General features: G+C 61.6%; 19 protein-coding genes. 5 read left to right on the forward strand and 14 right to left on the reverse strand.

Annotated elements, in window-relative coordinates:
* Window position 1: 1 nt before the first annotated feature.
* Window positions 2–931, reverse strand: a complete 930-nt coding sequence (gene cyoA / locus PspCFBP13508_RS01890; RefSeq protein ID WP_137213469.1) for a ubiquinol oxidase subunit II — start codon at window positions 929–931, stop codon at window positions 2–4.
* 320 nt (window positions 932–1,251) lie between these two features.
* Here cyoA and PspCFBP13508_RS01900 point away from each other — a divergent pair, with 320 nt between their 5' ends.
* Window positions 1,252–1,566, forward strand: coding sequence for a hypothetical protein (locus PspCFBP13508_RS01900; protein WP_137213471.1), 315 nt, complete (start codon window positions 1,252–1,254; stop codon window positions 1,564–1,566).
* Window positions 1,567–1,579: 13 nt separating this feature from the next.
* On the opposite strand, the gene galE (PspCFBP13508_RS01905) is transcribed toward PspCFBP13508_RS01900, so the two are convergent.
* Window positions 1,580–2,605 (reverse strand): UDP-glucose 4-epimerase GalE, encoded by a 1,026-nt coding sequence (gene galE, locus PspCFBP13508_RS01905; RefSeq protein ID WP_137213797.1) that lies wholly within the window; start codon window positions 2,603–2,605, stop codon window positions 1,580–1,582.
* Between the two features lie 319 nt (window positions 2,606–2,924).
* Here galE (PspCFBP13508_RS01905) and PspCFBP13508_RS01910 point away from each other — a divergent pair, with 319 nt between their 5' ends.
* From PspCFBP13508_RS01910 to PspCFBP13508_RS01925, 4 genes are read left to right on the forward strand one after another with little or no spacing between them, the layout of a single operon-like run.
* Window positions 2,925–4,094, forward strand: a complete 1,170-nt coding sequence (locus tag PspCFBP13508_RS01910) for a glycosyltransferase family 1 protein (protein ID WP_137213472.1) — start codon at window positions 2,925–2,927, stop codon at window positions 4,092–4,094.
* Complete coding sequence (gene glf, locus PspCFBP13508_RS01915) at window positions 4,082–5,254, forward strand: UDP-galactopyranose mutase (RefSeq protein WP_137213473.1); 1,173 nt, start codon at window positions 4,082–4,084, stop codon at window positions 5,252–5,254. Before PspCFBP13508_RS01910 ends, glf begins: the two co-directional genes overlap by 13 nt.
* The gene (locus tag PspCFBP13508_RS01920) at window positions 5,251–6,444 is read left to right on the forward strand and encodes a beta-glucosidase (RefSeq protein ID WP_137213474.1); all 1,194 of its coding nucleotides are present in this window, start codon (window positions 5,251–5,253) and stop codon (window positions 6,442–6,444) included. Before glf ends, PspCFBP13508_RS01920 begins: the two co-directional genes overlap by 4 nt.
* Window positions 6,441–8,201, forward strand: a complete 1,761-nt coding sequence (locus PspCFBP13508_RS01925; RefSeq protein ID WP_137213475.1) for an ABC transporter ATP-binding protein — start codon at window positions 6,441–6,443, stop codon at window positions 8,199–8,201. The genes PspCFBP13508_RS01920 and PspCFBP13508_RS01925 overlap by 4 nt, the downstream gene beginning before the upstream one ends.
* 8 nt (window positions 8,202–8,209) lie before the next feature.
* Here the strand turns inward: PspCFBP13508_RS01925 and PspCFBP13508_RS01930 are convergent, their stop codons facing one another.
* The 12 genes from PspCFBP13508_RS01930 to PspCFBP13508_RS01985 form a co-directional block, all read right to left on the reverse strand.
* A complete protein-coding gene (locus PspCFBP13508_RS01930) occupies window positions 8,210–9,688 on the reverse strand; it encodes a family 16 glycosylhydrolase (protein ID WP_137213476.1) in 1,479 nt (492 codons plus the stop codon).
* Window positions 9,689–9,718: 30 nt separating this feature from the next.
* Window positions 9,719–10,774: a UDP-glucose 4-epimerase GalE gene (galE, locus tag PspCFBP13508_RS01935; RefSeq protein WP_130909781.1), complete on the reverse strand. Its 1,056-nt coding sequence runs from the start codon at window positions 10,772–10,774 to the stop codon at window positions 9,719–9,721.
* Between the two features lie 31 nt (window positions 10,775–10,805).
* Window positions 10,806–12,224, reverse strand: coding sequence for an oligosaccharide flippase family protein (locus PspCFBP13508_RS01940; protein WP_137213477.1), 1,419 nt, complete (start codon window positions 12,222–12,224; stop codon window positions 10,806–10,808).
* A 17-nt stretch (window positions 12,225–12,241) separates the two neighbouring features.
* Window positions 12,242–13,171, reverse strand: coding sequence for a glycosyltransferase family 2 protein (locus PspCFBP13508_RS01945; protein WP_137213478.1), 930 nt, complete (start codon window positions 13,169–13,171; stop codon window positions 12,242–12,244).
* A complete protein-coding gene (locus PspCFBP13508_RS01950) occupies window positions 13,165–14,472 on the reverse strand; it encodes an O-antigen ligase family protein (protein ID WP_137213479.1) in 1,308 nt (435 codons plus the stop codon). Before PspCFBP13508_RS01950 ends, PspCFBP13508_RS01945 begins: the two co-directional genes overlap by 7 nt.
* Before the next feature lies 1 nt (window position 14,473).
* The gene (locus PspCFBP13508_RS01955; protein ID WP_137213480.1) at window positions 14,474–15,580 is read right to left on the reverse strand and encodes a glycosyltransferase; all 1,107 of its coding nucleotides are present in this window, start codon (window positions 15,578–15,580) and stop codon (window positions 14,474–14,476) included.
* Window positions 15,577–16,656: a glycosyltransferase gene (locus tag PspCFBP13508_RS01960; protein ID WP_137213481.1), complete on the reverse strand. Its 1,080-nt coding sequence runs from the start codon at window positions 16,654–16,656 to the stop codon at window positions 15,577–15,579. The genes PspCFBP13508_RS01955 and PspCFBP13508_RS01960 overlap by 4 nt, the downstream gene beginning before the upstream one ends.
* Window positions 16,657–16,667: 11 nt before the next feature.
* Window positions 16,668–17,375, reverse strand: a complete 708-nt coding sequence (locus tag PspCFBP13508_RS01965) for a WecB/TagA/CpsF family glycosyltransferase (RefSeq protein WP_137213482.1) — start codon at window positions 17,373–17,375, stop codon at window positions 16,668–16,670.
* Window positions 17,372–18,730 (reverse strand): UDP-glucose/GDP-mannose dehydrogenase family protein, encoded by a 1,359-nt coding sequence (locus tag PspCFBP13508_RS01970; protein ID WP_137213483.1) that lies wholly within the window; start codon window positions 18,728–18,730, stop codon window positions 17,372–17,374. The genes PspCFBP13508_RS01965 and PspCFBP13508_RS01970 overlap by 4 nt, the downstream gene beginning before the upstream one ends.
* A 46-nt stretch (window positions 18,731–18,776) precedes the next feature.
* Window positions 18,777–20,168 (reverse strand): undecaprenyl-phosphate glucose phosphotransferase, encoded by a 1,392-nt coding sequence (locus tag PspCFBP13508_RS01975; RefSeq protein ID WP_122507234.1) that lies wholly within the window; start codon window positions 20,166–20,168, stop codon window positions 18,777–18,779.
* Between the two features lie 66 nt (window positions 20,169–20,234).
* Window positions 20,235–22,544, reverse strand: coding sequence for a polysaccharide biosynthesis tyrosine autokinase (locus PspCFBP13508_RS01980; RefSeq protein ID WP_137213484.1), 2,310 nt, complete (start codon window positions 22,542–22,544; stop codon window positions 20,235–20,237).
* 2 nt (window positions 22,545–22,546) lie between these two features.
* Complete coding sequence (locus PspCFBP13508_RS01985) at window positions 22,547–23,080, reverse strand: polysaccharide biosynthesis/export family protein (RefSeq protein WP_130909790.1); 534 nt, start codon at window positions 23,078–23,080, stop codon at window positions 22,547–22,549.
* Window positions 23,081–23,087: the final 7 nt, after the last annotated feature.

The raw sequence follows: 23,087 nt of genomic DNA on the forward strand, positions 1-23,087 counted from the left end.
TTTAACGCTCCTCGGCCAGCAGACTCGGTTGTTGATTGACGCGCACATCGTCGCCGTTGCGTTGCACCTGGGTTTCCTTCTTGCGCGGTGCTTTGTTCATTCCTTCGTACTTGTCGACGATGTCGAGAAACAGTCGCTCCTGCACAGCCGAGTAATAAGTGATCTTGTGCGCCACTGAAGGCTTGGCCAACTCGGCGTAACTGGCTTGATCAAGTTGCCCGGGCGCCGCTTTGACTTTGTTGACCCACGCCTCGTAATCAGAGCCGCTGAGTGCCAGGGTGCTGAAGTGCATGTCGGAAAAACCGTGGCCGTTATAGTTCGCAGCAATCCCGCGATACTGGCCGATTTCATTGGCGATCAAGTGCAACTTGGTCTGCATGCCGGCCATGGCATATATCTGCCCACCGAGTGCCGGAATAAAGAATGAAGTCATGGCCGCGTCGGAAGTGACGGTGAAACTTACCGGCGTGTTCACCGGTATCGCCAGTTCATTGACCGAGGCAATGCCCAGATCGGGGTAAATGAATAGCCATTTCCAGTCCGTTGCCACCACTTGCACATTGAGGTGCGGCACGTCGGAGTCCAACGGGCGATAGGGATCGAGTGCATGGGTGGTTTCCCAGGTCACCCAGCCGAGTACGCAAATAATCAGGAACGGCACGCCCCAGACCACCGCTTCGATCTTGTGCGAACTGGCCCAACGCGGCGAATAACGGGCCTTCTTGTTGGTCGCGCGGTAGCGATAGGCGAACAGGAAGGTCATGACGATGACCGGGACCACCACCAACAGCATCAGGCCCGTGGCGAGAATGATCAGGTCGCGTTCATCGCGGGCAACATCGCCCTTGGGGTTGAACACCACCAGGTTGCAACCGGCGAGCAGAACGCTGGTAGCGAGATAGACCAGGCAATAGCTGATTGTTCGCTTCATACATGCTCCTGTTCTTTATATCGATCCTTGTTTTCTTCGGGCAACAGTTGGCCATGGACAGAAAACCCTGTTTCTGTACCGGCTAATCACACTGGGCTGAATAACGAGTTGTACTTGAGCTCGCCTGGGCCTCGAACTTTTTGAATGAGCATTCCGGCGTTGGTTTTACAGAATGTTACGCAAGCTGACGAACGGTTGAACTAGCGAAACGGCGGGCGCGAATCAACGCGCTATGCTGAAAATGCCTCTTGGCAATCCGTGGAATTATTCCGCCAAAGGAAAGATCTTTGACGTGAGCGAGTTGAGTTCAGGAGTACGACATGTTCAAACGCGGCGATACCTACAACAAATGGAAGGCGACGGAAAAGGCCGAAAAGTGCCATACCGAAGAGGTTGAAAACGGCTGTCATATAGAGGTACGGGCACGGGAAGCCGATGATGGCGACGTCGAAATGTTCATCAGCGTTTACACCGCGACCGGCGAGTGCGCCTACGAGCGCATCAGGACATTGCCCGGCGTGGAATGGGAAGTCGAGGACGCGCTCAAGCGTGGCATCGATCAGGCAGAACGAATCGCCGGCGGCGAGTCCGGACGATTGTCCTGTGCCGACGCGCACGGCCACGAGAACGAGTGACCGTGCGCAGCTTTCAATTGGCCTGGCGAACCTCAACCTGGCCGAGTTGATTGCACTGCCAGCGCCAGGCATCGGCGAGCATGCACGGCAGTGAACGGCTCGCCTGCCAGCCCAGTTCTTCGAGGGCTTTTTGCGGATCCGCCCAGCATCGCGCGATGTCGCCGGGGCGCCTTGCTTCAATCCGCAAAGGGATCTTGATACCGGTCACTTGCTCGAAGGCGCTGACTACCTCCAACACCGAATAGCCGCGTCCGGTGCCAAGGTTCCAGATGCTCATGCCATGACGATCGCGCAAGGCGTCGAGCGCGCAGACGTGCCCGAGCGCAAGGTCGACGACGTGCAGATAATCGCGAATGCCGGTGCCGTCCGGGGTCGGGTAATCGTTGCCGAACACTGACAGTTGCGCGCGCTGGCCACTGGCAACTTCCAGCAGATAGGGCAGCAGATTGTTGGGCGTGCTGGTGGGTGCCTCGCCGAGCAGGCCGGAAGGGTGCGCACCGATCGGATTGAAATAACGCAGCAAGCCGATCGACCAGCGCGGGTCGGAACTGACGACACTCTTCATGATGTTTTCCGACATCAGTTTCGACATGCCGTAAGGATTGGTCGGCTGGCCAGTGGCGCAGTTTTCGTTGATTGGCAGGGTAGCGCAGTCGCCATAAACAGTGGCCGATGAACTGAACACCAGATGGAAAACTCCGGCCTGGGCCATGGCCTGGCACAAAGTCAGGCTGCCGCCGACATTGGTGTCGAAATAGCGCAGGGGTTCACGCACGCTTTCGCCGACCGCTTTCAACCCGGCGCAATGCACCACGGCGTCGATCGGATAGTCCCGCAAAAGGTTGTCGAGCAGTCGTCGATTGCGTACATCGCCCTGGATGAACTCCGGTCGTTTTCCGGCCAGCGTACTGATGCGCTCGATCGCCGCGCGTTGGCTGTTGCACAAGTTGTCGAGGATCACCACATCCTCGCCGTTGCCCAGCCATTGCAGTGCGACATGCGCACCAATGTATCCCGCACCACCCGTAATCAAGATCATGCGCCCGCCCTCACAAGTGACGCCATCGGCGATGGCTTCGTAGATGGTTTCGATGCGCCTGTGCGGCGGCAAAAACCATGGTTGTTCTGGACGGTAGGGGCTGGATTGATCGGCAAGTTCAACCTTGTTTGCCAGCCGGTATGTGCAGTTCATCGGCTGTGTTCAAGGTTGGGCTGAACGTCGTGTGAACGCCGTGATTCCAACCTTCAAGAGCCTTACGGCCTCATCGAGAAATGCCCTGCACTTGCAGTGTCGACAAGTGTGACGGCCCGGTGGCTCGGCACTGAGTCGTCTTGTTTTTTTTGATGAGGAGCTGGCTATGAACCTGGCAGAACAACCCGAGGCCCTCGCACTGGCGAGTGCGCAAAATGCTCTCGACGCATCTCTTCAAGTGCGGCCCACACTGGTGTGCCTGTCGCATCTGCGCTGGGGATTTGTCTATCAACGGCCGCAGCACGTCATGTCGCGATTGGCCAAACACTACGACGTGGTGTTTTTCGAAGAGCCGGTATTTGCCGAACACGCCACGCCCAGACTCGAGCTTTCGAATCCGGCGGCGGGAATAGAAGTGGCGGTGCCGCAATTGCCGATCGGCATGAGTGGCGAGGCGATCGAGCAGGCGCAGAGACAATTGCTCGATGAGCACCTCGCCGGACGCGTTCAGGGCGATCTTTTGCTGTGGTATTTCACGCCGATGAGCCTGCTGTTTACCGAGCACCTCGACGCTCGGGTTACTGTCTATGACTGCATGGATGAACTGTCGGCGTTCATGGGCGCACCGGCGCGCTTGATCGACATGGAGCAGCAACTGCTCGCCCGAGCTGACGTGGTGTTTACCGGTGGCTTCAGTCTGTGGGAGGTCAAGCAGCGCCAGCACGGCAATGCTTATCCGGTACCGAGCAGCGTCGACATCGCGCATTTCGCGGCGGCGCGGCAGGCACTGCCGGAACCGCCCGATCAAGCATCCATAGCGCGGCCACGCCTGGGCTTTTTCGGCGTGATCGATGAACGCTTCGATATCGAACTGATAGATCGCGTGGCGGCAATGCGTCCCGACTGGCAAATCGTGCTCATCGGTCCGGTGGTGAAGATCGATCCGCAGACGCTACCGCAACGGCCGAACATTCATTATCTGGGCGGCAAGCAATATGCCGAGCTGCCGGACTACCTCGCTGGCTGGGACGTGGCACTGATGCCGTTCGCCCTCAACGCCTCCACGCGTTACATCAGCCCGACCAAGACTCCCGAATACCTCGCTGGCGGTTGCCCAGTGGTGTCGACGCCGATTCACGATGTGATCAGCGGCTACGGCCAGAGTGGTGCGGTGTTCATTGCCGACACCGCCGAGGCCTTCGTCGAGGCCATCGGAAAAGCCTTGCCGCTCAAAGGCACCATCGAATTTCTGCAGTGCGCCGATGCCGCCATCGCGGGCATGTCGTGGGACAACACCAGCCGCTTCATGCAGGAGCAGATCGAATGCCTACGATAAGCCTGGAGCACGCAAAGTCCGGCCAATCCTACGACTATCTGATCGTCGGTGCGGGATTCGCCGGCAGTGTCATCGCCGAGCGACTGGCCGAAGGATTGGGCCGCCGGGTATTGCTGATCGACCGGCGCCCGCACATCGCCGGCAATGCCTACGATCACTACGACGCCGCCGGCGTGCTGGTGCATCGTTATGGCCCGCACATCTTTCACACCAATGCCCAGCGCATTGTCGATTACCTGTCGCGCTTCACCGAATGGCGACCTTACGAGCATCGAGTCCTCGCTCGGGTCGACGGTCAACTGGTGCCGATTCCAATCAATCTGACCACATTGAATAAGCTCTACGGCTTGTCGATGTCCTCCGCGGAAGCCGAGGTTTTCCTCGCCGAACGCGCCGAACCGGTGGCGACCATCCGCACGTCCGAAGACGTCGTGGTCAATCAGATCGGCCGTGAACTCTACGAGAAATTTTTCCGTGGCTACACGCGCAAGCAATGGGGGCTGGATCCTTCGCAGCTGGACAAATCGGTGACGTCGCGCATCCCCACGCGGACCAGCGAAGACGACCGCTATTTCGGTGACACCTTCCAGATCATGCCCTCGGGCGGCTACACGCAAATGTTCGAACGCATGCTCGATCACCCGAACATCGATCTGCTGCTCAGTACCGATTTCAAGGCGGTGCGCGACGAGGTGCAGTACGCGCATCTGATCTACTGCGGCCCGATCGACGAATACTTCGATTTCCAGTTGGGCCGTTTGCCGTATCGGTCCTTGCGCTTCGAACACCAGACCCTCGAGCAGGAACACTATCAGCCAGTGGCGGTGGTGAATTATCCGCACGCGGATGTGCCGTACACGCGCATCACCGAATACAAGCACCTGACCGGGCAAACACACCCGTGCACCAGCATCACTTACGAATATCCGTGTGACGACGGCGACCCGTATTACCCGGTGCCGCGCGCGGAAAACGCTGAGCTGTACAAACGCTATCGCGCGCTCGCCGAGCAGATCCCGAACGTCACATTCCTTGGCCGACTGGGCACCTACAAGTATTACAACATGGATCAGGTGGTGGGCCAGGCGCTGGCCTTGTATCGGGATATCCAGGCCGCGCAGGCAGAAACCACGGCTGAAACCGAGGTCGATATTCCATGACCGCGCAGCCGAAAGGCGACGAGCCCGGCGCAGATGCTTCTTCGATCTTCAGCAGCTTCGTCATGGCCGGTTTCGAATGTTCCAGCCAGCGCCGCCAGGACGGTCGGCGCCTGGATCTGCTGGCCGACACCGGGCATGCGCGCTGGGTCGCCAAGGACTACCAGCGACTGAGCGGGTTGAAGATTCGTTGCGCCCGCGACGGCTTGCGCTGGCACCTGATCGAGCGCAGCCCCGGGCGCTATGACTGGAGCAGTTTTATGCCGATGCTCAAAGCGGCGCAAGCGCAGCAAGTGCAGGTGGTCTGGGATCTGTGCCATTACGGCTACCCGGATGATCTGGATATCTGGCGCCCCGCGTTCGTCGAGCGCTTCGCCCGTTTCGCCGCTGCTGCAGCGAAGCTGATGATGGACGAAGGCGTAAGCGTGCCGTTCTACTCGCCGATCAACGAGATTTCCTTCTGGAGTTGGGCGGGAGGCGAGGTGGCGTACTTCAACCCGAACGCACGCGGGCGCGCGCAGGAACTCAAGCATCAACTGGTGCGGGCGAGCATTGCTGCGATCGAAGCGATTCGCGAACAGGCGCCGAATGCGCGATTCGTCCAGTGCGACCCGTTGATCCATGTAATCGCTGGCTCCAGGCGCAGCGACGATATCGAAGCGGCGGAAGCCTATCGATTGTCGCAATTCCAGGCGTGGGATCTGCTCACCGGCCGCGAATGGCCGGGTCTGGGTGGGCAGGAGCATTACCTGGATATCGTCGGCGCCAATTTCTATGCGCATAACCAGTGGTATTTCCACGGCCGACGGATCCTTCGCGGCGAGCGCGACTTCCGGCCGTTGTCTGGCATGCTCAAGGAACTGCACCAGCGTTATCAACGGCCAGTGCTGATCGCCGAAACCGGTGCCGAAGATGAGGAACGCCTGCCGTGGCTGGCTTACATTGTCGAGCAGACGCTACTGGCGCTCGAACGCGGTGTGCCGGTGCAGGGGATTTGCTGGTACCCGTTTCTCGATTATCCCGGTTGGGATAACGGCCGTTATTGCCCCACCGGTGTGTTTGGCTACCCAGATGGCGAGGGCGAGCGCGCGGCGTTTCACCCGTTGCACGTCGAGTTGGCGCAAGTGCCCGAGCGGATTGACGCGTGTCTGCGCCGGGTCAATGGCCGGCGCGCTGAGGGGCAAGGGAGATGAACTTCCAGCGCATGCGTGATGAACCGTTGCCGGCGTCAGCCGCCGCGTTTCTATGGCGCTACATAAGAATTCGCCCGGCGCACTTCGTCGCCATGGTCGCACTGGTGATCGGCGCGGCTTGCTGTGCGGTAGTGGTGCAATACGGCATGAAACTGCTGATCGATGCCATGGCCGCCGGGTCGGCGGCGGAACAGGTCTGGCACGCGTTCGGCCTGTTCATGGCGTTGATCGTAATGGAAAACCTGTTGTGGCGCCTCGGCGGTTGGGTCGGTTGCCACACCATCGTGGGCAGTTGTGCGGATCTGCGCGTCGACCTGTTCCATCACCTGACTGGCCACCCGATGCGTTATTTCCGGCGGCATTTCTCCGGTTCGCTGGCCAATCGCGTCTCGGCGATCGGTGCCGCTGCCGACAAAGTGTATGGCGGGCTGACCTGGCGTATCGTGCCGCCATGCGTGGATTTCATCGGTGCCGTGGCCTTGCTGTTGGCGGTGCACGGTGCGATGGCGCTGGCGTTGGTCGGTTGCGTGATCGTTGTCGCCGCGCTGATTACCCTATTCGGCGTGCGCGGCCGCAGCCGCCACATCGCTTTCGCTTCGCAGTCGGCGCGGGTCGGTGGCGAGATTGTCGATCTGGTTTCCAACGTATGGACGATCAAGGCTTTTTCCGGGCGTGAACGCGAGCGCCTGCGCCTGGAGCGCGAGATCGGCATCGAGGCCGATTCGCACCGCAGCAGCTGGATGTACATGGAAAAAGCCCGGGTACTGCACGACATCTGCCTGACCGTTATGGCCGGCGGCATGCTCGGCTGGGCGATTCTGCTCTGGCGAGCGGGACAGGTGACGGCGGGGGATGTGGTGATGGTCAGCGCATTGACCTTCCGCATCCTGCACGGATCGCGCGAACTGGCGCTGGCCCTGGTGGAAACCAGCCAGCAGATGGGCGTCATCAGCGAAACCCTGGGCATCGTCGCCCAGCCCCACGAGCTCAGCGACGCCTTGGAGGAACTGGCACCGACCCGTGGGCATATCAAGATGCTCGACGTCAGTTACGCCTACCCGGATGGGCGCAAGGTCTTCGAGCATTTCTTTCTCGATATTCCGGCCGGGCAAAGCGTCGGCATTGCCGGCACCTCGGGCTCGGGAAAATCGACCTTGCTCGGTTTGCTGCAACGTCTGGATGATGTGCGCAGCGGGGTGATCCTGATCGACGACCGCGACATCCGCTCCGTCAGCCAGGACAGCCTGCGCCGGCAGATCGCGGTAGTGCCGCAGGAGCCAACGCTGTTCAATCGCAGCATTTTGGAAAACATCGGCTACGGCCAACCGCACGCCACCGAGCAGCAGATCATCGATGCGGCGCACCAAGCGTTTTGCGACGAGTTCGTCCAGGCGCTGCCGCAGGGTTATCACACGCCGGTCGGTGAGCGCGGGGTGACCTTGTCCGGTGGGCAGCGCCAGCGTCTCGGGCTGGCGCGGGCATTTTTGAAGGACGCACCGATCCTGATTCTCGACGAGGCGACCTCGGCACTGGATTCCGATTCCGAAGCGATCATCCAGCGCGCACTGAGCAACCTGATGCGCGGCCGCACGGTACTCGCCGTGGCCCACCGCCTCTCGACCATCGCCAATTTTGATCGGGTGCTGGTGCTCGAGGACGGTGAGATCGTCCAGGACGGCACTCCCGAAGAACTGCGCGAAAGCCAAGGGCGATTCCGCACGCTGTGGCAGATGCAGGCGATGGTGCACAACCGTTGAAGGCGCTGCTATTGCGCTGAGCGGGTCCAGACCCTGACGTAATCAATGCGGAACACCGACGGCAGGTCAGCATCGTCGACCACGCCGAACCAGTCCCACATCGCTTCGCTGTCGAAGACGATTTGCATGGGGAAGTGCCAGTAGTTGTTCTTCGCCTCCCGGACCAGCACGCCGTCGACGTACCAGCGCAAGGTCTCGGGTTGCCAGTCAAAGCCGTAGACATGAAAGGTATTGGCCAGCCGCCACGGTGCAATCCAGGTACTGCCGGAACTCAGGTGTTGATCATTCTGCGGTCTGGCCCAGACATGCGCGTTCATGTTGTACAGGCGATCAAAGGCTTCGTTGCGGGTCTTGCCGCCGATTTCAAAGATGTCGATTTCCGTGGCGTTGTCCGGCAGCCCGGTCCACGCCAGCCAGAACGCACTGGAACCGGCGGAATTCATCGGTTTCGCCCGCGCTTCGTAATAGCCGTACATCCCGCGCTCGTTGGTGCGCACCATCGCCGAGCTGTAGTCCTTGTAGCCCAAGGCGACGTATTTCTCCGGCAGAGTCTGCTTGCGGAAAGTGATGTTCAGATTGCCGCTGCCGACCTTGGCATTCTCCGGCAAAAACAGCGCCGGTTTGCGCCCGAGGGAATCAGTGCCGGTGGCGTTGTTGACGTGCCAGCGTTGGGCATCGAGCGCGCTGCCGTTGAATTCGTCGGACAGACGCGTATCGAGCTTCCAGCCGCCGGCATTGGCCTGATCCGACAACGGCAGGTCGGGGGTAACGTGAGTCGGGGTCGGGCCTAATGGGCCGACGCGGGTCCACGCATCGGCCTGTTGCGGAACGGTGACCGCCCATTTTTGCGCGAGGTAGTCGAACACGTTACGGCGTTCGTCCTGGTTGCTGAATGGGCGGTCATAAACCAGCACTTCGGCGATGTCGCCACGCAGGATCTCCGAGGTGCCAACCACATTGCGCGCCACCGCGAACGGGCCGATCGGCACGTCACTGGTTTCCAGCAACGCCAGCGCCGGTTCGTACGCGGTGGTTTGCTGCACGCTGATGCCGAAGTTCGGTGCGACGTTATCGTTATCCGCCAGTTGCGGCCGCGAGCTGAACAGTCGTTGCCAGGCCTTGCCGCCGGCCTGCTCCGGCAAGCGCCGCGAGACAACGAACACCGTCACCGGGCCTTTGCTCGTGCGGATCGCCTGGCCCATGAACGCCGCCGTGCCGCTGAAACGCACCACGCCGTGGCCGTTGAGCGCGTTGTCGACCCGCGTCGGCAAAGTCGTCGCCGCGCGATTGTCGACGACTACGTCGTTGCCCTTGCCGGATTTATCCAGCCAGCGCACGACCTGGTTTTGCCCCTCCAGTGTCATCGAGGCCGGATCATTGCCGTCCAGCCACAACACCAGTCCATTCGTGACCGGTCCTGGAATATTGGCGCTGGCGCCAGCGCTCAGCAGCAGCAAGACAAACAGCAAGCAACGTGATCTGTTCATGAGTCGTCCCTAACGTGGATTTGCCCCGGTTCAAGTGCCCACCGCCAGCAGCAGCGCCGGTTGCGGGCGGTAGCCCCATGGGTTGTTGGTCTGCCAGCGCCAGCTGTCGACGAGCATTTGCGTCAGTTCGCGTTGCGCCCGCCAGCCCAATTCGCGCCCGGCCTTGCTCGCGTCGGCGCGGCACTCGGCGATATCACCGGCGCGGCGCGGGGCGAAGCGATAGGGAATGCGCAGGCCGCTGACATCTTCGAAGGCGCTGATGATCTGCAACACGCTGTAGCCGGTGCCAGTGCCGAGGTTCCATACGTGCAGGCCATGCTCAGTGCCTTGCAAAACCTGCAGTGCCTTGAGATGACCTTCGGCCAGATCCAGCACATGGATGTAATCGCGGATACAGGTGCCGTCGACCGTTGGATAGTCGTTGCCATAAACGGTCAACGCCGCGCGCTGGCCGCTGGCAACTTCCGTCAGGCACGGCAGCAGGTTGTTCGGTCGACCATTGGGCGCTTCGCCGATCAGGCCGCTCTCGTGTGCGCCGATCGGGTTGAAGTAGCGCAGCACTGCGATGCTCCAGCGCGAGTCGGCAAGGGCGAGGTCGCTGAGCAGTTCTTCGATCACCAGCTTCGAGCGCCCGTACGGATTGGCCGGTTTGCCGGTGCCGTGGTCTTCGATGATGGGCATGCGGGCGGGCTCGCCGTACACCGTCGCCGAGGAACTGAACACCAGATTGAACACCTGCGCGCGGGCCATCGCCTGACACAGGTTCAGCGTGCCGACCACATTGTTGGCGTAGTAATCCATGGGGCGGCGCACGCTTTGCGCAACCGCTTTGAGCCCGGCGAAATGCAGCACCGCGTCGATCGCGTAGGTGCTGAAAATCTCCTCCAGCAGAGCTGCGTCGCGTATATCGCCTTCGATGAAGTCGATGTGCGAATGACTCAACAGTTCCAGCCGTGCGATGGCCTCACGGCTGCTGTTGCACAGATTGTCGAGGATCAGCACCGAGCGGCCCGACTCGATCAGTTGCAATGCCGTGTGCGAACCGATGTAGCCGGCACCGCCCGTGATCAACGTGGTTTTGCGCATGACGACGTGCTCCATTGCGAGGAAATCCGGCTCAGCGGGCGGTGAATACCAGCTTGAATTCTTGCGGCCAGCGCGGGTGCAGCAGGCTATAGGCCAAGGCGTAGGTCAGCGTGCCGATGGCAATGTCGCTGGCCAGGTGCGCGTAGCCGGACAGGCCGGTTTGGCGCGACGCCCACATCACCACGACGACCATCAGCAGCGAGGCGAACAGGCTGCGGTAACTGGACTGAAAGAAGCAGCGCCAGTCATAACCAATCGCGGCGTGCAGGCCGCGTACCTGCAACGGCGTAATCAGCAGCATGCGCAGCAGCAATGCCAGCGCCGCCGCCATGCCGCCGTAGGTCGCCCCGAGCAGATACACCAGCGCCAGCGCGAGCAAGGTGGTGGCGACTTCCGCCTTGAGGGTCAAGTGCGTGCGATTGACCGCCACCAGCGCGGTGGTCGCATACAGCGCCAGATTGCCCAGCGCCGCCGTGCAGGCGAGCACTTGCAGCAAGGGAATCGCTTCGGCCCATTTCGCACCGAAGATCAGCAGGATGATGTCTTTGGCGGTCAGGGCGATGCCGAAAAACAGCGGCGTGAGCACGAAGCCGCTGATCGCCGTGGAATCACCAATCACGCCGATCAGTCGCGCCGGTTCGGCACTGCGCCGGGCGAACACCGGCAAGGCATAACTCATCAAGCCGTTGTAGATTGCCGAGCGTGGCAGGTCGATGATGCGCATGGCCAGGTTGAACATGCCCACCGCATGGGCGCCAGCGGTGAGACCGAGAATCAGGTTGACGCCACGTTGCAGGGTCTGCGAACTCATGGCGTTGACGCAGACTGGCAGGCCGGCGCGCAGCACTTCGCCCAGCACCTGGCGGTCGATCAAAAAAGCAATGCGCCGACGCTCGCTGCGCATCAACACCAGCGTGGAAATACCGTCCATGATCAGCGCCTGCGCGACCACCGCCCACGGGCCGAAACCCAACAGCGCCACGGCCACGCCGCCGACCCCGCCAGCGACTTTGCCGAGCAACGTGCGCGAGGCCAGCAACTTGAAATTGCCGCTGCGGCGCATCTGCGCCACATACACCCGCGCCATCAGGGTGAAAAGGATTTTCACCGAGGCCACGGCGGTCATCCAGCGCAGCGCGGTGGACGGCGTATACAGCACCACCGCCAGCGTAATCAACGCAATCGACAACAGACTGACCAGCACGGAAAACCAGAACACGCTGCTGATGTGTTTGTCTTCCACACGTTGCAGGCGCACCAGCGGATCTTCCAGCATCGACGAGAACAGAATGCCGACCACTTCGACCACGGCGATGATCAGCGTGCCGATGCCCAGCTCCGTCGGCGTCAGCAGATGCGCGTAGACGACAAAGGTAATCATCGACAGAAAGATCAGGCCGAACTTCTCGGTGAAAATCCATACGAGGGTCATCAGGCGACGGTTGGCCATGGCGCGATCCCTGAAATTCAGCGGCTGTTGCCCAGGCTTTTAAAGCAGGCGTAGAGGTAGCGCAGGGTCGGTTTGCCCCGGGAGAACAACAGCGTCTGCCACGAATGCCCGAGCATCTGCTGGAACACCTCGATGACCCGGCGATGATCGCCGCGCCGGGAAAAGGCATTGAGAAATTCCACGTGGTTGGCGAGGACGAAATAGATCCGTTGCTGTTTGTTCAGCCGCGTGCCGTAACGCGCCAGGTACAGCTGGATGAAGCGCAGCTTGTGCGGGTAATACTTGTGCGGTTGCGCGGTGATGTTGGCGGCGTTGACGGCGCGCCAGTGCAGAATCTGCGGCACGCTGTGGATCTCGCTGATTTCCGCGATGCGCGTCCACAGCAGGCGATCCTCAGCAAAACGCAGGCTCTGATCGAAGCCGCCAATGGCGACGATGATCTCGCGCAGGGCGAGTACGCCGGAGGTGCCGTTGATGATGTTCTCGCGCATGAAATCGGCAAAGTGCTCGCCGTGTTTGCAGCGATCTTCCAATTGACGTTTGCCATCACTGAATTCACTCATCTGAAAGCAATCGATCAAACCGACTTTGCGTCCCTGTTGGCTCAGTTCGGCGTGCAGCGCCAGTTGCTTTTGCAGTTTTTCCGGATGCCAGCGGTCGTCGGCATCGAGGAAAGCGATAAAGGTTTCTTCGGCGCTGAACACGCCGCGATTGCGCGCACTGGCCGGGCCTTGATTGGGCTGCTGCAACAGCACGATGGGGAAGGGCGCGGCGTATTGCCTGACGATCTGCGGCCCGGCATCACTGGAGCCGTCATCGACGACAATCACTTTGTCCGGCAGGCGGGTCTGTGCGCACACCGAGTCGAGTGTGCGTTGGATGCTGGCGGCGGCGTTGTACAGCGGAATCACCACGCACACGGTGACGGCGGAGGGATCATTCAGCACGGGCGTTGCTCCCGGAAAGTGCCGCGCATTGGCCGAGCATTCGCCGCTGGCAGCGGCTGCGGACGGGCGATGAGGTGATGGCGGAAGGTCAGGCTGAGCACGCAGAAAATCAGGAACTCGCCCGAGCGATAGTTGGGGATCACGTAGGCGACGTAATTGGTCACCACGAACAGGCCGATGATCACCAGCGCACAGGCCTGATAGCGCGCCGACTGGTCGGCGGTGATTGCCCGGTAGCGCTTGCTCAGGGTCTGGGCAAACATCAGCAGCAGGGCGATCAACTGAATCAGGCCGCCATTGAGCAGGGTTTCGACGTAGCCACTGTGGGCATTGCCGATGTAGCCCCAGCGGGTAATGAACGCATCGGCATCGGCACTCGCCCAGAACGCACCGAAGCCGTAGCCCTTGAGGAACTGATCGTCAATCAGCGGCTGCAACAGTTCCCAGATCAGCGTGCGGTCGGTCAGCGACGGATCACGGCCGACGAGTTCCAGCAGCATCGCGTAGTTGGCGTAGAGCACACCACACAGAAGGAAGAACACAATCGTTGCCGCCGTGAACGCCAACAGTGAACGGTTGATGCGCAAGCGGATCAGCGTGATGAAGTAGGCGTAACTGGCGGTGCCGGCGACGATCAGCGTAATCGCCGTGGCCGACTGCGCCAGGCCAATGGCAATCAGCGCGAACAGTCCGTAGAGCATGGCCATCGGATTGCGCTGGCGGATCATCGGCAGCAGCAACAGGATCGCAATCGCGTTCAGGCGTGCGCCAGCGTTCTTTTCCGCGAACACCCCGCGAAAGGCACCGTCACGGATGCCGCCGGAAATAAAGGCGATATCCGGGCGAATCAAAGCGAAGATCAAGCCGACCAACGCCGCCGCGCCGATCACGCAGCCGAACAGAAACGCGATCCGTTCGATGCTGTAGCGCCAGGCGATGAAACCGGCAAAGAACACTACGCTGAGCAGCGCAACGAAACGCTTGAAGCTGAGCATCGGCTCGCTCGACCAACTGATCGACGCCGCCACGCAGCCCAGAAACAGCAGCAAAAACAGATTCTGCCGGTAGAAGGTCTTGCTAAGGAAAACCTTGTGGCGGATGAAGAAGAACAGCGGCACCAGCAAAGTCAGCAAGCCGCAGACCTGATTGGCCAGATTGCCTTCCAGATCCTGCTGGGCATCGTCCAGCGTGCTGACATTGCCCAGGCGCAGGAAGAAGCCGATCACTTGCGTATAGAACAGCACGCCAAACAGGGTGAAGGCGTCGGCCAGCGTCGAATAACGCACTTGCAGGCGGTTCATCTCAGCGCCTCCCGAGTAACGCCTTGAGGTAGGTCTGCACCGCGCGAGCGTTGACAAAGCGCGCGGCGGCCTCGATACGGCGCTGGCGATGCACGGCTCGCGGCGTGGCCATTTGTGCACTGATCGCGGCGGCGAGGGCGGCCGGATCGTCAACCTCGACCAAGGGCGCCACGGCGCCATCGGCGAGGATTTCCTGCGGGCCGTACGGGCAGCGGGTCGCCACGACCGGCGTGCCGGTCGACAAGGCTTCGACCAAGGCATTGGGGCTGCCCTCGAAACGCGACGACAAGACGAAACAGTCCGCTCGGGCAATCTCGGCGATAGGGTCACTGGCGTACCCCGGCAGATCACAACGCTCTGCGACGCCGAGCGCTGCCGCCTGGGCCAGCAGTTCGCCGCGCAAGGCGCCGTCGCCGAAGATGATCAGCCGCGCATCGCCTTGTGGCAGGCGGGCGAAGGCGTCGATCAGAGTGTCGAAGCCCTTTTGCTGCGCCAGGCGACCCACGGCGACGATCACCGGGGTGGTTTTGTTCTTCAGCCAGGGATGGCTGGGCGCGGCGGCAGGCTTGTCGCGAAAATCGTTGTCGAGCACCGGGTTGTCAGCGGTGGTCACATCGCGCGGGCGGGCGATGGTGGTGTCGACCAGATCCTCGGCGACGCCTTGCGACACGCAGATCACCGGGTTGGGAATCAGCCGGTACAGCCATGGCGCCAGCCAGTAGGCGAGCTTTACCGACAGCGCCGGGTTGACGTGCTTGTCCCGCGAAAAGGCATTGCGCTCGCTGACATGCAGCCGCGCCAAGGTACCGGACAACGCGGCGGCGGCAATCGCGACGACGTTGACATGAGTGAGCACCGCCAGTTGCGCGTCGTAGCGGTTGCTGCGCAAAAAGCGCATCAGCGCCGGCACGGCGGCGGCGCTGCGCGGGCTGTCGAGCAACACTTGCCTGACCCGAGGATCGAGCGCCGGTTGATTGATGCCGGCACCGGTGAGCATCAGCAATGTCACTTCATTACCGGCCTCGACCAAGGCACCGGCGAGGCGCACCATCATTTTCTCCGCGCCACCGGCGCCGAGGTCCTGGAGGATGATCAGCAGCTTTTTCATCGGTTCCACACCTGGTAATAAGCCTGCGCGGCGTACTGGCTGGTATAGGGCTGGATCGCTTCGCTGACTGAGCGTCGCGGCGGTGGCGCGGATTCGCGGCTGGCCAGGCTGTCGAGCAGCGCCTCGGCCAACGCCTGCGCATCATTAACGTTGACCAGGCGCCCGAGGCGTCCGTCGTCGAGCAACTCGCGCGGCCCGCTGCCGCAATCGGTGGAAATCACCGGCGTGCCCAGCGCCAGCGCCTCGACCAGTACCGTCGGCAAGCCTTCGTGCAATGAGCTGAGCACCAATAGCTGCGCATGGCGGATCAGCGGATAGGGATTGCGCAGATGCCCGGTGAAATGCACCAAGCGTTCGATGCCCAGCCGTTGTGCCTGCGCTTCAAGCTGCGCGCGCAAAGGGCCGTCGCCGGCAATTACCAGATAGGGCAGCGTGCGTTGTTGCGCCGCCAGCGCGTACGCCTCCAGCAGCAAATCGAAGCCTTTGGTTTCCACCAGCCGGCCGACCCCCAACCAGTAATGATGGGGCACGCCACCGGGCAGCGGCGCTTGTGCCGCGCGCAGTAGTTGCTCGGTGATGACCGCGTTCGGGCAATAACGGATGCGCGGTTGGCCCCAAGGCATCAACCCGGCAAGCGACTGGCGCAATCCCTGGGACACCGCGACCACCTTGCCGCTGCCGCACAGATACAGCGCGTACAACAGCCGCAGGCTGGCGCGCCCGGTGTTCTGCTCGGCACAATCCAGCGCGGCATGGCGGGTGTAGATGACTTTGCAGGCACTGCCCAGAGTGGCGAACCAGGTGCAGAGGTTGGCCTGCTCCTTGGCGCCAATCAGGTGCGTCACGCTTTCGCGGCGAATCAGCCGGCGCAACAGCACGATCGACTTCAGCCAGCCAGCGAGGCCGCCACCGCCACCGGCCATGCTCGGCGCACCGTCAACGTTGGGCGAGTCGCCGTTCATGACGAAAAAACTCACCCGCCGTCCGTCCGCCAGAAACTGCTCGGCGAGGCGTTGCTGCACGCACTCGACGCCGCCGCCAGTCTGGTAATCCTTGAGCGTGAACAGAATATGCATCGGCACAATCCTCATGGGGCAGTGACATTGATTGCCACTTGCTGGCGCAGAATCAGTTCGGTCAGGCGTAGGGCATTGCTCGGGTAGTCGAGCAGGTAACGCTTGATCGTGTGCGGCTCGCGATACATGCGGTAAAAGGCGCGCAGGTGCAGGCGATTGATCGCGTCGGGGTAGTAACGCTCGCTGGCATTGGCCTCCTGACGGATGAAACCGCCGCAGGTGAACGCCACGCCGCTGAAACCACCGCGCAGTGCTTCGAGGATAAAGCGCTCTTGCAGACCGGCGCCAAGGCCGACCAGTAGCAGATTGGTCCGCTGCCGGCAGATGTCAGCTTGGATTGCCGCACCTTGTTCGGCGTCGAAGTAACCGTTGCGCGCGCCGACCAATTGCAGGCGCGGGTACTGCGTGCCGAGCTTGTCGACGAAACGATCAAGCTCCGCCTGCTGCGCGCCGACCACATACACGCGCTTGCCGCGCTGCTCGGACTCGCGCAGCACCGGGTCGGCAATCGAGGTGAAATCGAAACTGACCCGCTGCACCGCGCGCCCGGTGATGCGCGACATGAAACCGGACATCAGCATGCCGTCGCAGAAATACGCCAGCGACGACGGCGGCTGGCGGATGAAACTGCCGATCGAGGCGAAGTTGAGAAAGGAAAACGCCCGGTTGGATTCCAGCAGGGCCGGCGAATAACGGTCGAGCAGCTCGAGGCGGATCATGATGCAAGATCCTGTGCTTCGGCGGCGCAGGTCGGCCGACCAACGCTGATGTAGGTGAAGCCGCGTGCACTGAGGCGTTGCGGATCGAAGAGGTTGCGGCCATCGAAGATCAGCGGATTTTTCAGTTGCCGCGCGAGCAGTTCGAAGTCCGGCGCGCGAAACGATTGCCATTCGGTGACGATCACCAGCGCGTCGGCATTTTTCAGCGCCGCCTCTTTGGTCCCGGCAAGCGTCAGGTCGTCGCGCGGGCCGTAAAGCTGCTGCGCCTGTTCCATGGCTTTCGGGTCGAATGCCTGCACGCTGGCGCCGGCTCGCCACAACGCTTCCATCAACACGCGGCTGGGGGCCTCGCGCATGTCGTCGGTGTTGGGCTTGAAGCTCAGGCCCCACAGCGCGAAGGTTTTGCCTTCCAGCGCGCCGTTGAAGTGCTCGGCGATCTTGTGAAACAGCGTGCTTTTCTGCTCGTTGTTGCGTGACTCCACCGCGCGGAGCAGGCGCGCATCGATGTCGACGCCGTGGGCGGCATGGATCAACGCCCGCACATCCTTGGGGAAACACGAACCGCCATAACCGATGCCGGGATAGATGAACTGGTAGCCGATGCGTGGATCCGAGCCGATGCCATGGCGGACCATTTCGATGTCGGCGCCAAGCTTTTCGGCGAGCCCGGCCATTTCGTTCATGAAGCTGATCTTCGTCGCGAGCATGCAGTTGGCCGCGTACTTGGTCAGCTCGGCGCTGCGCACATCCATGACGATGATTTTTTCGCGGTTGCGATTGAACGGTTCGTACAGCTCGCGCATCAGCGCTTCGGCACGCGGGCTGTCGGTGCCGATGATGATCCGGTCGGGGCGCATGCAGTCGTCGACCGCGCAACCTTCCTTGAGAAATTCCGGGTTGGAAACCACATCGAAGGTCAGCGCAGCGCGGCCGCTTTCGCCGAGGATTGCATTGATGCATTCGCGCACCCGATCCGCCGTGCCCACCGGCACCGTGGATTTGTCGACGATGATCTGCTCGCCGCGCAGGTGCTCGCCGATGGTGCGGGCGACGCTGAGCACATGCTTGAGATCGGCCGAGCCGTCCTCATCCGGCGGCGTGCCGACCGCGATCAGCAACACATCGCCGTGTTTTACCGCAGCGGCCAGATCGCTGCCGAATTGCAGGCGGCCGCTGTGATGATTGTCCCGCACCAGGCTTTTCAGCCCGGGTTCGTAGATGGGCAGGCTGCCGTCATTCAAGGCCTGCACCTTGGCCGCGTCGACATCCACACACAGCACGTTGTGGCCAACCTCGGCCAGCGCGGCGCCCTGGACCAGTCCGACATAACCGATACCGAATACACTCACATTCATGGGAAAACCTCATGCGTGGCGGGGTGGGCCAGAGCGCTGGCCGCTGTCAGTAGATGTTTTTCGAGAACAGGGTGAAGGGCGTCTTCAGCAGGATCTTGATGTCCAGCCACAGCGACCATTGATTGATGTAATTGAGGTCTTGAGCGACCCGGCGCTGCATCTTCTCCACGGTCTCGGTTTCGCCGCGATGCCCGGTGATCTGTGCCAGCCCGGTGATGCCAGGCTTGAGCCGATGCCGCGCCATGTAGGCGCGCACCTTGCCGGTGTAATAGATGTTGTGGGTCACCGCGTGGGGGCGCGGGCCGACCAGCGCCATGTGGCCGAACAGCACGTTGAACAGTTGCGGCAACTCATCGATCGAGCTGCGTCGCAGAAAGCGTCCCAGCGGTGTGACGCGGTCGTCGTCGCGGGTGGCCTGACGCACTTGCTGATCGTCGTGCACGCGCATTGAGCGAAACTTCCACACGCGGATCACTTCGCCGTCGCAGCCATGGCGGTTCTGCTTGAACAGCACCGGCCCCGGCGACGTCAGCTTGATCGCGATGGCCACGCCTAGCAGCAGCGGGCTGAGCAGAATCAGCGCCACCGCAGCGACGCTGCGTTCGAACAGGTCCTTGCAGAACAGGCTGCCGGGGTGCGAAGTGAGCAGGCTTTCGTTGAGATAGATCGCCGGCATCCGCTCGATCTCGGAGATCGAATGATTGAGCAGGACCATGCTGCCCAGATCCGGAATCCACACCACGTCGACGTTCATGTCGAGCAGGTTGATGTACAGCGCTTCGATGGTCGCTGCCTCGGCCATCGGCAGCACGATGTACACGCGCCGCGCCTGCAACCGCGTAATGATTTCGCGAATGTCCTCGACCTCACCGAGCAGCGGCAGGATGCTCGGCGCCGGGCCGCTGTCGGCTTTCGCCGCGACAAACCCGAGCAGCAGCGCGCGATCCGGGTCGAGCAGTTTGCGCGCCAGCTCATGGGCGGTCGGGCAGGTGCCGATGATCACCGCGCGGCGCTCGTTGCAGATCATCTTGGTGTACATGCGCACGAACAGATGCAGCGGCAGAAACGTCGCCGCCTGGGCGAGAAAACCCACCACCGCCCAGACAATCACCACCTGCCGGGAGAACAAAGCGCTGGTCTGGGTGACGAAGGCGATGCTCATCAGCAGCCCGAGCAGAATCAGCCAGCCGGCGAGCAAACGTCCGAGCCCGACCAGCAGACCATGGCGCTTGTGGTAGACCTGCACCAGGCCGTAGACCGGCATCGAGCCAAGCACGGTGAGGATGATCAGCAGCCGATATTCACTGGGCAACTCGCCGATGCGCCAGTGCACCAGCACAATCAGCAACAGGTTGACCAGGGTCATTGCGCACAGCCATTGCACCCAGAAGGTGAGGCCGCGACGGTGTGCCATTTGCGCGGAATATTGCGAGGTCATCGGCGCGATCTCCGATTCGTCGAACAGGGAAGGATTTGCTGTTGCCGGGCGGCACGGCCCGAAGGATCAGCGCGGGGCGAAGTCGTAGTCGTAGAAAGAACGGGAATGGCCATGGCCGTACTTGCGCGCCTTGCGCAGATCGACCTGATTGAGTACCACGCCGAATACCGGCGCCTGGCTCTGCTGCAACACGGCGATGCTTTTGCGCACCTGGCCGACCGGCGTGCTCTGCGCTTTGACCACGTAGATCACCGCATCGGAATGCTGGGCCAGCAACAGTGCGTCGCTGACGATTTCTGCCGGCGGTGAATCGATGATGATGTGCCGGTAGCGCGACTTGAGAATCTGCAACAGCCGACCGAGGCGCGGCGAACTGAGCAGATCCTGGGCGGGGGCCACGGCGCTGCTGGAATTGCTCGAGGATTTCAGTCGTGGTGCGTCGAACGGGTCCAGCATCGAGGGCGTGAGACAGCCGGCCGGGAGCATGTCGAGATTGCCGACACTGCGGATGCAGTCTTCCAGCCGCGCGGTGCCGGCCATGAGGTTGGCGAGGCCGGGGCTTTGGGGCGGGAAATCGAAGTTCAGCGACAGCGTCGGCTGTCGCATGTCAGCATCGATCAGCAGCACTCGCTCCAGCGGCGCCAACGACGAGGCGAGGTTGTTGGCGATGGTGCTCTTGCCTTCGCCGGACACCGAAGACGTGACCAGCACCACCTGCGTCGGGCGTTCGTTGTTTTGCAGCATCAGCCAGGTGCGCAGGTTGCGGATGGTTTCGCAGAAACGCGGGTGGTCGTTGTCCTCGAACAAACGCGCCAACTGCCGCCGGCTCTTTTTCATCACCAACGGCACGACGCTGAGCAGCGGCACATTGAGCAGGCTCTCGACGGTGTCGTCGGTCTTGAACGTGTTGCTCAACGTATCGAAGAGGAAGGCGAGGGCGACGCCGACCACCGCAGCCACCAGCGCGACGATGGCGAGGATCAGATTCTTGCGCGGTTTGCTCGCTTCCAGCGGCGCGATCGCCGGGTCGACGATGCGCGCCTTGGCCGAATCCATGTCCGAAGTGGCGGCGGTTTCCTTGAGGCGGGTGACGAAGGTTTCGTACAGCGCCCGGGTGCTGTCGACTTCACGCTGAAATTCGCGCAGCTGGAATTCCTTGCGCGAAATGTCCTGAATCTGCGCCTTGTTGCTGTTGAAGGATTTGCGCAACGCGTCTTCGCTGGCTACTGCCAGTTGATACTGGCGCTCGATACCGGCAACCACTTGCTGCACTTGCAGGCGCAGGCTGTTGGCCGCCGTACGTTGTTCGGAGCGGGCGGAAATCAGCGCCGGGTGCTTCGGCCCGTAGCGGCCCGACAACTCTTCGACTTTGGCCTGAGCCTTGGCGAGATCAGCCTGGAACTGCTGAATCAGCGGATTGCTCAACACTGCCGGCACGCTGGACAAACGGCTGATGTCGCCGTTGCTCAAGGATTGCGCCTGACGGAACTGGCTCTCCGCTTCAGCACGGTCGCGGCGCGCATCGATCATGCGGTTACCGGTCATCTGCAGTTCGTTGGCACTGATGGTGGCGACGCCGTCGACATCGACCAGACCCTGTTCTTCGCGATAGGCCTGCAACTTGTTTTCGGCAACGCGCAGGTTGTCGCGCAACTCGACCAGGCGGGTGTTCATCCAACTGGTGTTGTTTTGCGAAGACTTGAGGCTGGTGTCCTGCTGGCTGTCGATAAAGCCTTGGGCGAGGGCGTTGGCCACCGCCGCAGCGAGGGCCGGGTCAGGCAGTTCGACGTCGATTTCCAGCAACTGACTCTTGCCGACAAACTTGACGCTGGTGTGCAGCATCAGGTTTTGCGTGACGTCGTTGAACACCTGTTCTTCGGTCGCTGGCGGCTTCGGCGGCGGCAGCAGATCCAGCCATGGCAGCCACTGGTCACGATTGAGGTCGGCCAGCCATTGGCGCGGAGTGAACCAGCTCTGCGCCTGCTGGCGGGGATCGGTGATCGGATTGGTAGTCAGGCCAAGTTTGCGCACGGCGCGCTCGGCCAGTTCCCGCGATTGCAGCAACGCCTGCTGGGTCTGCAAATAATCAGTGGTGGTGGCGCCGCCGGATTCGGCGGCTTGCTGAAAACTCAACACCGGCGGCGTCTTGTCCTTGATCAGCAACGTGGCACTGCCGACGTACTGCGGCGTGATGAACGACAACACCGCGACGGCCAGCGCGCAACTGAGCAGCACCAGCCAGGCAATGTTCCACTTCGCCGACCAGACCACGCGCCACAGGTGCAGCAGATCAAGGGTGTCCGACTCATCGGCGGCTTGCGTTGGCAAGTGGCCCTGGAGCGGACGTTCGAGGTAGGTGCTTGGGCTGTTGTCCATGATCAGAAAAAGCCTTGTGCAATGGAAATGGTGTCGCCGGGGGCGATGACGGTGGTGCGCGAGATGTTCTCGGTGACCGGCGGGCCACCACTGCCGCGCAGAATCGTCACTCGTTTCATTGAGGCGCGTTCGGTCAGGCCGCCACCCAGGGCGATGGCTTTTTCCAGGGTCAGGCCGGGCTGAAACGGATAACTGCCGGGTTTCTGCACTTCGCCGTTGATGTAGAACGGGCGGTATTCGATCTGACTGAGGCTGACTTTCGGATCGACCAGATAGCCTTGCTTGAGGCCGTCGACGATCTTCTGTTCGACCTGATTGGGCGTCAGGCCCTTGGCAACGATTTCGCCGAGAAACGGGTAGGAGAAGGTGCCGGCGTCGTTGAGGCGGATCTTCTTGAAACTCAGTTCCGGCTCGCCGAACACGATGATGCGCAAGACATCGCCAGCGGCCAGGCGGTAATTGGTGTCGGTGTCCGCCGCCTCGACTGTGGGCACTGTCCAGAGCAGCAACAACAATAAAATCAGGCGCGTGTGCATGGCCCAA

Source organism: Pseudomonas sp. CFBP13508 (assembly GCF_005233515.1).
Lineage (GTDB): Bacteria > Pseudomonadota > Gammaproteobacteria > Pseudomonadales > Pseudomonadaceae > Aquipseudomonas > Aquipseudomonas mercuritolerans.